Origin of the sequence: Marinobacter segnicrescens (genome assembly GCF_900111555.1) — a bacterium.
GTDB lineage: Bacteria > Pseudomonadota > Gammaproteobacteria > Pseudomonadales > Oleiphilaceae > Marinobacter > Marinobacter segnicrescens.
In genome coordinates this window covers 1-11,173 of the sequence record NZ_FOHZ01000047.1, presented here as the reverse complement: position 1 = coordinate 11,173, position 11,173 = coordinate 1, and the positions used below count along the sequence as shown (strand labels likewise).

Below are 11,173 nucleotides of genomic sequence, written 5' to 3'. Positions count from 1 at the left end.
TGGGTCTGGCCTTCCGCCCACTGGATACCCAGACCTTTATCCAACTCCATAACGAAGCCCTGCGTTACTTCGGTGGCCTGCCGGAGGAATGCGTCTACGATCAGACCAAGCTGGTGGTCATCAACGAACAGTACCGGGAGCTGACCCTCAACCAACGGTTCCACGAGTATGCCACCACGGCCGGGTTCCGGATCCATGCCTGCGAAGGTTATGACCCGGAGAGCAAGGGCAAGGTGGAAGCTGGCGTGAAGTACGTCAAGCAGGATTGCCTTTACGGTGAGGTCTTCCGGGATCAGGAGCACGTGCGCCAGCACGTGCAGGACTGGGTTGAGAGCGTAGCCAATGTCCGTATTCACGGGACCACCGGCGAACCACCCCGGGAACACTTCGAACGGGATGAGCGAGAACATCTGGAGGCCTACCTGTCACCAGCTTGCGTGCAGCCGGTGGCCCACGAGACACGTCGGGCCGACAAGACCGGCCTGATCGCCTGGAAGGCCAACAAGTACTCCGTGCCCATGGCCTGGCAACAGGCCCGGGTGGGCGTTCTGGAGTCCGGCGGCCAACTCCATATCAGCGACCTGAACACAGGCGACGTCATTGCCAGCCATACGCTGTGTTCCGATAAAGGCAAGGTGATCAAGAACACCCATCACTACCGCGATCATGCCGAGCGGGTGGCCACCCTTGAGAGCAAGATCAATGAGATGATCGGTAGCGAAGTCGGGCAACGGTTGTGCCAGCAACTCAAGCGTTCCGAGCCCAAGATCTACAAGGATCAGTTGGTGGCTACCCGTGACCTGCTCAAGCGCTATGCACCCGTGGATCCGGCATTGATCACGACGCTGGCAGAGCGTCGTGGCATGACCGCCACACGGCTGCAAAGCTACCTTGAAGCGGCCCAGGCCGCCGTTCTCCGGGAACGGCAGCCGGAACCTCTGCCAGAACCCAAGGAAGCACTGGACCTAAGTGCTTACCGCCGTGTTGGCCACTCCAGTGGCCAGGGGGTGACCCATGAGCCAGCTTGAACAGACCGTGTCCCGTTACCGCAGTCTGCGCCTGAGCGCGGCCGCCGACGAACTGACCAGCCTGCTGGCCGAGGCTGAAGCCAACGAGATGTCCTATCTCAGCTTCGCGGACCGGCTTGCCGAACACGAACTGATCCAGCGCCAGGACAAGCGTATCCGTCGAAACCGGAAGATGGCCGCGTTCCCCGTCGAGAAGCGCCTGGAGGGCTTTGACTACCGGCACCAGACCACCATCACCAAACGTCAGGTCAATGCCTTGCTGGACTTCCAGTTCCTCGACGAACGGAACAACCTGGTGTTCATTGGCCCGCCGGGTGTGGGCAAGACCCACCTGGCCATCGGGATCGGCCACAAAGCCGTGGAAGCTGGCTACCGGGTGTTGTTCCGCAATGCCCTGGATCTGGTGGAAGAACTGGAACTGGCCGAGATGAAGGGTGAGCTGAAAAAGCGGGTCAGCGCCTTGGCCAAATACGATCTACTGATCATTGATGAACTGGGTTACCTGCCCATGACTCGGCAGGCCCGCTATAACCTGTTCCAACTGATCAACAGCCTGTACGAATACCGGTCGATCATACTGACCACCAACAAGGACTTCACCAGCTGGGGCGAGTTCTTCCACGACGACAACGTGGCGGTGCCGATCATTGACCGGGTCATCCACCATTCACACATCTTTATGTTGGGAGGAGAAAGCTATCGACTGAAGCAGAAAGTTACAAGCTAGACTATAAAGGGTGGGTCAATTTTATTGGCCAAAGGTGGGTCAAAATAAATGGCCATTGACATGCGCCCTGTTTGGTGGCAACGAGTCCCTCTCGCTTTACGAGGCACAGCAAGCGAAATATGAGCGGATCCTTCAGCGACTGGCACCGGAACGGGGAAGCCGCATCCTGGAAATAGGCTGTGGCTGGGGCGGTTTTATGGAAGTGGCAACTGCACACGGGTGCCATGTAACCGGGGCAACCTTGTCCAGCGAACAGGCGGATTGTGCCCGCCAACGACTCCGGTCCGCCGGACTGGAGGGAAATACCGAGGTGCGTTTACAGGACTACCGGGAACTGTCGGGTCCGTTTGATTTCGTGGTATCAATCGGGATGTTTGAACACGTGGGCGAGACCTATTGGCCCACTTACATGAAGGATGTACACGATTATCTGAGACCCGGCGGCAAGGCACTGATACAAACCATTACCATTGCCGAGGAGCGATTTGAGCGGTATCGCTCCGGCAACGACTTTTTGCGGGCACCCACCAACCTGATTATTCCACCACATCAATATCTTGATAACAATGTGTTGGAGATAGGCACCGATGCCACAACCGGTTAACGCGTGTCCGTCGATTGCAGGAATCATTAATCGATAAAAGGAAACAACCATGAACGATCGATTCCGCCCCTCCTTGTCGGATATACCGGTTTCACCACGTCAGATCACTCTGTATAGAGGCATTGCGGTTGCGGGACGATTACAGTGTTCGGTCGCGACTGGAAGATATTCTCGGTAGTGAAACCCGCAAAGCTGTTGCCAAACACGAATTGATAGAACTTGCACACACCAAGAAAGGCAGGGAGCCCGCCTTCGACCAGCCGCTCACAAAAGCGGTGATTGGCCAACCGCGGTCCGTCCGACGGGGGCGGCAGCTAATAGAAGCGGACATCTCTGCCGCGGCTTCGGCAAAGATGGCTAAATTTGGCATTGAATTGCCCGACATTCGTTTTAAGCGGATCAACTACAATGAAAGCGTTCGCCAGAATGATCAGCAAACGCCAGCAGATTGCCGAGCGATTCCGTTCCGAGGGTGCCGGCGAAGCCGCTAATTATCGGCGACAAGGAAAAGGATTTGCAGCGCATTGAGTCTGAAGCCTATCGGGAAGCTCAAACCATTCAGGGGGTGGCGGACGCGAAAGCCACGGAAATTTACGCAGCGGCGTATAACCAGTCGGAAATATCCCGTGATCTGTATGACTTTGTCAAAACCCTGGAGACCTATAACCGGGTGATCGACTCTTCCACCACGCTGGCATTAACCACTGAAAGCGAGCTACACCAACTGTTGAATGGTATAGGCCAAAACCCCTGAGGAGGGCTTGATGAACAAGCTGGCGTCCACGATTCGTTGCCCCGTGTGTGATATGAAAAAAATCAATCGCTCGCTACTATGGAATTACCAGGGTATAAACCACTATTTCTGTTCGCGTCAGTGCCTAGAGCGATTTAAATCCCGCCCGCATCTGTTTGTGGGCGATCCTCAACACGGATTGTCGCCCAAGCAGAAAAATCAAGTGATTCTAAAAAAACGCCGCATGCGACTCCGCGAAATAATCAGCGATGACCTCAAGGCTGATTTGAAAACATCACTGCAGTCGCTGATGGGTATTGATGCAGTGGACTTCACGGATCAGGAGCTGTATGTGACTTACGATCAGCTGCAGGCTTCCCTGGAAGATATCGAAAAAACCATCGAACAGGCGGCAGCCCGGCTGTCAAAAGGTATGGCGGAACAGGTAAAACGCGGGCTGATTCATTACAGCGAGGAGTGTGAGCTCGACAATCTCGCACACCTGACCAAAAACAGTGACTGTCATTGAGCAAGAAAGCATGGGAAAAGGCATCAACTACACTTAGTCTACCTTTTTGCGGCGCGGTGTGGGGGGCGTTGCTGTTTCAGAGCTTCTGGGCATAACCGTCATCTACAGGGAACTGAGCCACAGCGAGTTCAAACGCTGCCTGAAGCAGGGTTGGTTAAAAGATCTGATGGTTGGTGGGTAAACCACTCGCGACAGCTTAAAGGAACCTTTTGAAAGCAAAAACAATTTTGTCACCCCGAGGGTCTATATCGATCTGGCGGAAGAGCTTGCTCCCTATGACGTGGATTATAAAGGCGTCATCTCCTATGGGCCTCTCGCCACGTTGATCGGCTGGGTCGCACAGGCGGTATTAACGTCATGCGAGTGGAGCTAAGGCGAAAGAAGGCGGCTTGAAGATCAGGGATCTATGTTAACGAGCGTTCACTTATAAGTGACACCGTGTCGGTCAAATATTTCATAGACTTCTCTTGCTTCCTCCGCCGGCAACATCACCCGGATCGTCTGCTCATCCTTATCAATATAGATCAGATCCTGTGGAATTTCGCTGCCAATAAGGTCGTCTCGCGTATTGTGTGCCTGATCCATGTTCTCGAACTTACCATTAATAGCTTTACCCATCTTGTTTCTCCTTGTTGTTTAGCTTCTGCATAAAGCATAGATAACACATCAATTTCTGTAAATTTATGACATTGCCACGGACCGAGCGCCGTCCTTGAAACCATTCGCGGAGGGCTTAAGACCCGTAAGTCGCGGATGATCGCCGGCCAGCCACACGCCTGCGTAACAGAGCTGACCGCGATTCGTGTTGTGTGCGGAAAACTTCCTGAGGCCTCCTCGACCGCACCGTTAGCCAGTGGCCCTTGCCATTCGGATTATCTTCCCCTCGGTCGGGGTGACTCCGCTTTCTTTCAGGCGGATGTCTGATTAACGCAACAGTGAGAAAGTCAGAACTTGACCTGTCCCCACAACCAGGCCTTGTCCGTATCCACACCGCGACCATCCTCGGCATAGCTGGCGAACTTGGCACCCACCGTGTAATGTTTGTTGACTGGGTAGGCAGCCAGCAGCCCCAGCTCAGAGCCATAGCTCAAGCTATTGATGTCACTGCTGTAGTCATGAAATATGGCCAGCAACTTGACTCCCTTTACTGCGGCACCCGCCGATACGTAAAGATCCTGCAGGCCATCGTCCGGGGTGACCAAGAACTGGTCGGCCCAACCGTTCATTGCGTGAAGCGTAGCCAGAGGAGTCTGAAATGATCGGCCGTCGTCCGACTCCAGGGTTTCCATGCCCACCTTGACCGTAACGCCATACGCGGCGAGGCCCGCTTCCGCCAGCCAATAGGCGGCCTCAAAGCTTTGCGGGTTGTCTGCATAGTCCTTCTGGATTGCGTACTCCAGAGTGTACAGGACTTTGGCGTCTTCCGTTACATCGGTGCCACCAGTGAATCGCAAGCCAAAATTCTGGGTTGAGTTGACGTCTGCGGTGGTAAAGTCGAACAGATATCCGTAGGCGGTAAGGGTTCCGGCGGCCAACCCCTGATACTGAACATTAAGAATCGGCGACTGCATGGGGAAATTGCCATTCGGGCTGGCGTCCGAGAATATCCGGTTAGCATTGTAAAGATAGCCCGCTGTAATCGTCGTGTCTGGAAGCGACTCGTTGGCGCCGATAAAGGCATCGAAGGTCTGCTCATTCTGGCGCCAGCCAACTGTGCCTATAAACCGGTGATTGTCCAGAGCAAAGCGCTGACGACCATAGGTCAGTGTGGTATCCGGAAGGCCTTTGTAACGTACGTAAATTTGGTTGACTTCGGTTTCCGTCGGATCAGCGACCACTGAGTGATCGGTTGTATCATTAATGGTGCTATTGTAGTTCTCATTCCCCACAGCGGTCACATCTTCCGCCTCGGCAAACACCTCAAACCCCTGGAAATCACCAGTCCGGTACCCCAGTCGGGTTCGAACGGTGGAAGCATGGGCTTGATCGAGAGGGTTGTCCTGATCCACAAATTCGTAACGGTAGCGAACTTCAAGCGAAACCGCTCCCCCGGTCAAGGCGTCGGTAAGGGTCTGGGACAGGACAGGCGTCGCGGAAGAGGCCAGAAGTGAACCAATGGCCAAGGCCAGCAACGACTTCTGGTTTCTTTGGCCTTTCCTGGCAGGGAGCGGCGTTAGCATCGTTTTCATCCTAGTGGTACCTTCTGTGGCCGTATAAGGGGTGAGTGGAGTCAATGTTTCATTCATGAGTCGATAATTCAGTTTAGGGCGCCTATGTCCGCGGCAACCTTGATATCGGTCAGCTTGAGCCTGACTCGCAAGGGGTACCTCCAAAAGCTCACAGACAAAACGAGCAGGACAAGGTGCCATCACCTCATCCGTCTCACAGAGCCGTCCCTACGGGCCTCGTTTGCGGCTCATTCCATTGAGATACCTCTGGGCTTGAAGGACTGTGCGGCGCTTATTTCCTCAAATCCTAGAAAAAGCCACCAATGATCATTTGCAGATTTAACAGCTGCCCCATAGTCAGCCTGCCAAAGGCAATGAACCCCAAATGCGGATCGGAGAGGCGGAAAACTCGACAGAAAAACGAGAACTCCAGTAGACCAGCAGGAACAACCCAGACTCGGCTCCAGTTCGGCGAGGCTGCTTAGTAAACCAGCATAATGCGACAAACAATTTGACGCCTCTCAGAATCAACTTGATTTGACGCTGAAGGATGCCGTAGCTCTGACCCTATACACAGCCTAGAGTAAATCTCGTGACCCTCCCCGGCAGCCTCTAGTTTATAGAATTACCCGCACACCCTAGGCACTCACAGCATTCTCCAGGGCTGAGAAGGCCGGCGCGCTGGCCAGACCCTACTCTGCCTCAAGCGGTTTCACTCGGCGTCCGGCTTGAACACCGGGCCATGGCGCAGGGTGTTGACGTCATTAGCATCGGCATACCCGCAAGCTATCTGAACAATCCTCTCGGTCGATAAAGGAAAAGCGGGAGTTGACGGTTTTCAGCCTGTTGACACGTTTCGACCCATAAGAATTGGCTATTGACTTAATAGTTACAAAACCATAAAGTTTCGAAATGTAATGCTAATCATTATCACCTGCATCCGGCAAATTCAATGATAACGGAGAACAACCGTATGTTTAGACCTTCCCAACTATCACTGGCAGTGGCGATCAGCCTGGCCCCAGCCATGGGCTCTGCCGCTGGCGATGACCAGCCCCAGACCCTTGAAGCCCTGGAAATCATTGGCGATGCGTCTGCAGCCCAAACTCTGCCGGGGTCAGGCTATGTAGTTGGCGATCAGCAGTTGAAAACCGAGGTTGAGGCCGACATCAACCAGGTATTGAAAACCGTCCCGGGCGTGTATGTACGGGAAGAGGAAGGTCAGGGCCTGCGCCCTAACATTGGCATTCGCGGTGCCACCGCCGAGCGCAGCAGCAACGTCACACTGATGGAAGATGGCGTTCTGATCGCCCCGGCGCCCTACTCCAATCCGGCCGCCTATTATTTCCCGACGTTCAAGCGCATGTCCTCGCTGGAAGTACTCAAGGGTGCCCCGCTGCTGCGCTATGGTCCGCAAACCACCGGCGGCGTGATCAACCTGATTTCCACACCCATTCCCGACGAGCAGAAGGGCTACGTCGAAGCCGTCACCAACGAGCGCGGCTCCACCGACGTTCATGCAACCTATGGCGACACGAACGGTGACTGGGGTTACCTGTTTGAAACGGTCCAGCGCTCAGCGCAAGGCTTCAAGGACATTGACCGAAGTAACCGCAACAGTGGCTTCGACATCAGTGATTATGTCGGCAAGCTACGCTGGCAGGGTGATCGCCAGAGCGTGACCGCCAAGCTGCAGTATTCCGAGGAAACCTCCAACTCGACCTATGTCGGACTGACGGATGCGGACTTCAACCAGGACCCCAACCGGCGCTACGGGCTTTCCAGTCCCGACCAGATGGATAATACTCACTCCGGTGTCAGCCTGACTCATCAGTTCGAGTGGAGCGACAATGTAAGCAGCACCACAACCCTCTATCGCAACGACTTCAAACGCAATTGGTACAAGCTCAGTGGCGCCGGAAACATCATCGACCAGGCAAACGCCGGTGACGCCAATGCCCAGGGTATTCTCGACGGTACCGTTGACACCAGCGGCCTGAATTACAAGAACAACGCCAGAGAGTACGTCTCCCAGGGCGTGCAGACAAACTTCGATGTAAACATTGGCAACCACGAATTCGACTTCGGCGCCCGCGCCCACGAAGATGAAATGGATCGCTTCCAGCCGGTGGATGTGTACGACCAGGTCAATGGCTCCCTGGTGTTCCAGAACAGCGTGGCCCCAACGGGCAGCAACAACCGCTTCGAGACCGGCGAAGCCCTGAGCTTCTGGGCACTCGACAAATGGCAGGCGACGGACAAGCTCAGCATTAATCTGGCCCTGCGCTACGAAGATGTGCAGACCAGTCGCACCCAATACGCGGATCCCGGCCGCACAACCATCGACAGCACCCGCGCCAATGACAGCGCTGAACTCCTGCCCGGCGCTTCCTTTACCTACGACCTGACCCAAAGCTGGCAGGTTCTGGGCGGTGTGCACCGGGGTTTCTCCCCTCTCGGAGGTGGTGCCAGGGCAAACGAAGAACCGGAAACCAGCAAGAACTGGGAAGCCGGCGTCCGCTACTTTGGCAATGCGTTCTTCGCGGAAATGATCGGCTTCTACAGCGATTTCTCCAACAAGGCTGAAAACTGTTCAGTGGGCTCGCCGTGCAGCAATGACGCCACTTCTGGCAGTTTCGTAACCGGCGAGGCTGAAATTGCCGGTGCGGAATTCCAGCTCCAGACCGGCACCGAGGCGGGCGACTTCTACCTTCCGGTCAGCCTTACCTACACCTTTACCCAGGCGGAAATCAGCAAGGACAATGCTGCCTCTGGCCTGAAAAAAGGCGAGCAGCTCAAAGACGTTCCGGAAAACCAGATGAGCCTGCGGGTCGGCATGGAGCACCAGAGCGGCTGGGACAACTATCTGGTGACTACCTACGTCGATGAGATGTGTGTGAGCGCGGGATGCAACAACACGGCCACCGAACTGGACGAGACCGAATCCCTGTTCCTGGTCGACTTCATCAGCCGTTACGCGCTGACCGCCAGTGCCGATGTCTTCCTGAAAGTGGACAACCTGTTCGATGAACAGCAAATTGTTTCACGTTTGCCCGATGGCGCCAGGCCAAACATGCCACGTACCGCTTCGCTGGGGATCAGCGTTAATTTCTGATCAACAACCCAAGGCCAACTGATCGGCGGCGAGTTCGCCTTTGCATTCCCTCTCTGTCATAGCCCTGGTTTCCAGCCGGGGTTTTCTGGCTATGAGAGACCTAACAACCTAATCCCGACAGACTGCCAGACGACTCCACGTGCGCGTCGGTGCGCCCCTTTTTCAGGAATTGATTATTGCCAGATAGCTATGTACCCAGAAACTTCAGATGAGCTCTATTCAGAGCGGGGCAGACAAAAAAATGGGCAGATGAATATCTGCCCTAAAAACCTGAGTACTTCATTAACTCGCAAGAACTATATCAAGCTAAACTGAACTCTAACTGAATTTTCCGATTGTTTTTTGATCGCAATGTTTCCCGTACCAGTGCCCTAATCAAGTGGTAAGCTTATTCAAGAACCCGCCATGCGGTCAAAACGCATATTGTAACCTCGCACGCACTTCATCTCCGCTAGCGCCATTGGCTTCTTCGCCATCCATGTAGCTCATTCCAAGTCGAACATTCTTGTTGGCGTAATAGTTAACGCCCAGTGTTGTTTGCTCACCGTCGGTCGTGGCCAGCCCCACATCACTGTATTTTCCGTCACCATCCTCAAAGCGGGCAACAACTTCCCAGGCCCCTTTGGGTGATGCCGGTTTTACCCGCTTGAATGCTCCGGCTTTGTAAGGACGGCTTTCGCCGGTGATGATCCAGCCAAGCTGTACGTAATAACCATCAACATCCACCTGGCCTTCCTCGGAATCGAAATATTCGGCCTGGGCATGGAAGGGCCCGGAAGCGCCGGCGAGCTCCAGATTAAACGTATCGACCTCATCGGCCTGAGTGTCGGCATCACGCGTGGTATAACCCGCACCAAGATGAACAACCATATTGTTCGTTTGAATCGGTGCAACCGTGCCCCGTGCGGTTACTGCCGTGTTATTGAAATCGTCGCTGCCATTGCCGCCTGCCTCGAAGTAGCCGATACCGTAGGTCCAGTTGCTGCCTTTGCCGCTGAGCTGGATGCCGCCGCTGCGACCGGGGGCATAACGCTCGGTCATGGCAGATCGCTCAAGCGCTGAGATGTCTTTTGAGCTCGTTAATTCTTCCAGGCCGAATGGCTCTTTCTGTTTACCGATAGTCACGGTTGCAGCTGAGCCAAATCCCATGTAACGAATGTACAGGTCGCGCGCTCAATAACTAAGTGCAACACTCCCTGATCGAGTATCGTGTTGCCATGAAAAATCACTATCACCACCTCAGCACCACAGACCGCGTCACACTCATGTTGATGATGCGCCAGGGAGCCAGCCTCCGTGCCGTCGCCCGTGAGTTGAAGCGCTCTCCCAGTACTTTGAGCCGGGAGTTACGACGACACGCGGTTAACGACCAGCCCTATGATGCCGAGGCAGCAAGGGTAACAGCATGTTCAGCGCGTGTTCGTTGTCGGCCCAAGTGCAAGTTAGTCGAAGGAACGAATCTCTATGCGATCGTCCTCGACATGCTACGAAACTGGTGGTCTCCCCAACAAATCAGCGGCACACTGAAGGCCATGTTTCCAAACCAGCCCGACTATCAGGTCTCTCATGAGACGGTGTACAAAGCCATCTACGCCCAGCCTCACGGTGAGCTGCGCAAGGAGCTGATTGCATGCCTGCGCCAGGGCAAGACCAAGCGCCGGCCCCGCGCGGGCGGTGTGGACCGCCGTCAGCAGATCCCGGATCTGGTCAGCATTCACCTTCGCCCGCCGGAAGTCGATGAACGGCTCTTGCCGGGGCACTGGGAAGGCGACCTGATCAAAGGTGCGTTCAACCGCTCCGCTGTAGGCACTCTGGTTGAGCGAGTGAGTGGCCTGGTATTCCTGGCCAAGATGGACGGCGCTACCGCAACCGCCGCCGTTCAGGGCTTCAGCGCGGCCCTCAACCGGGTGCCATTGGAAATGCGCCAGACGTTCACCTACGACCAGGGCCGCGAGCTGGTGCGCCACGCCGAGATCACCCAGAAGACCGGGACGGCGATCTACTTCGCCGATCCACACAGTCCCTGGCAGCGGGCCATCAATGAGAACACCAATGGCCTCTTGCGGCAGTACATGCCCAAGGGCACGGACCTGTCGGTGTTCAGTCAGGACGAGCTGGATGCCATCGCCTTCCAGCTCAATACCCGGCCTCGAAAGCGACTGGGCTTCAAGCCGCCGCTGGAGGTCTTTATGGATCTGATCAAGCAAACCCAGGATGCGCCGTCAGGCGTTCATTAACCCGGGTGTTGCACTTGGAGTTGGAGACCGCC

At 55.2% G+C, this 11,173-nt stretch carries 11 protein-coding genes; 8 read left to right on the top strand and 3 right to left on the bottom strand.

The features are described 5' to 3' along the window. The 6 genes from BM036_RS19055 to BM036_RS19990 form a co-directional block, all read left to right on the top strand. A partial coding sequence (locus tag BM036_RS19055) for a Mu transposase domain-containing protein (RefSeq protein WP_091855221.1) occupies positions 1–1,028 on the top strand: 1,028 nt, incomplete at its 5' end. Beyond that, entirely contained in the window at positions 1,015–1,755 is a 741-nt protein-coding gene (gene istB / locus BM036_RS19050) for an IS21-like element helper ATPase IstB (protein ID WP_023010646.1), read from the top strand. The genes BM036_RS19055 and istB, both read left to right, overlap by 14 nt. 55 nt (positions 1,756–1,810) lie before the next feature. Further along, positions 1,811–2,359: an SAM-dependent methyltransferase gene (locus tag BM036_RS19045; RefSeq protein WP_177186115.1), complete on the top strand. Its 549-nt coding sequence runs from the start codon at positions 1,811–1,813 to the stop codon at positions 2,357–2,359. 122 nt (positions 2,360–2,481) lie between these two features. Beyond that, a complete protein-coding gene (locus tag BM036_RS20585) occupies positions 2,482–2,850 on the top strand; it encodes an SPFH domain-containing protein (protein WP_353743823.1) in 369 nt (122 codons plus the stop codon). Between the two features lie 23 nt (positions 2,851–2,873). Further along, positions 2,874–3,113 (top strand): SPFH domain-containing protein, encoded by a 240-nt coding sequence (locus BM036_RS20395; RefSeq protein WP_091855218.1) that lies wholly within the window; start codon positions 2,874–2,876, stop codon positions 3,111–3,113. 10 nt (positions 3,114–3,123) lie between these two features. Next, a complete protein-coding gene (locus BM036_RS19990) occupies positions 3,124–3,621 on the top strand; it encodes a hypothetical protein (RefSeq protein WP_143066667.1) in 498 nt (165 codons plus the stop codon). A 420-nt stretch (positions 3,622–4,041) separates the two neighbouring features. Here BM036_RS19990 and BM036_RS19025 read toward each other — a convergent pair whose 3' ends face one another. Together BM036_RS19025 and BM036_RS19020 are read right to left on the bottom strand one after the other, a co-directional pair. Beyond that, the gene (locus BM036_RS19025; protein ID WP_091855216.1) at positions 4,042–4,239 is read right to left on the bottom strand and encodes a hypothetical protein; all 198 of its coding nucleotides are present in this window, start codon (positions 4,237–4,239) and stop codon (positions 4,042–4,044) included. A gap of 326 nt (positions 4,240–4,565) precedes the next feature. Then, positions 4,566–5,801 carry an alginate export family protein gene (locus BM036_RS19020; protein WP_091855223.1) on the bottom strand — a complete coding sequence of 412 codons (1,236 nt, stop codon included), beginning with the start codon at positions 5,799–5,801 and terminating at the stop codon, positions 4,566–4,568. Between the two features lie 961 nt (positions 5,802–6,762). On the opposite strand from BM036_RS19020, the gene BM036_RS19010 reads away from it, so the two are divergent. Beyond that, complete coding sequence (locus BM036_RS19010; protein ID WP_091855215.1) at positions 6,763–8,904, top strand: TonB-dependent receptor family protein; 2,142 nt, start codon at positions 6,763–6,765, stop codon at positions 8,902–8,904. Positions 8,905–9,315: 411 nt separating this feature from the next. Here BM036_RS19010 and BM036_RS19005 read toward each other — a convergent pair whose 3' ends face one another. Next, entirely contained in the window at positions 9,316–10,062 is a 747-nt protein-coding gene (locus tag BM036_RS19005; protein WP_281247039.1) for an OprO/OprP family phosphate-selective porin, read from the bottom strand. Positions 10,063–10,121: 59 nt separating this feature from the next. Between BM036_RS19005 and BM036_RS19000 the strand changes: the two genes are divergently transcribed. Continuing rightward, positions 10,122–11,141: an IS30 family transposase gene (locus tag BM036_RS19000; RefSeq protein WP_091855222.1), complete on the top strand. Its 1,020-nt coding sequence runs from the start codon at positions 10,122–10,124 to the stop codon at positions 11,139–11,141. Positions 11,142–11,173 lie beyond the last annotated feature (32 nt).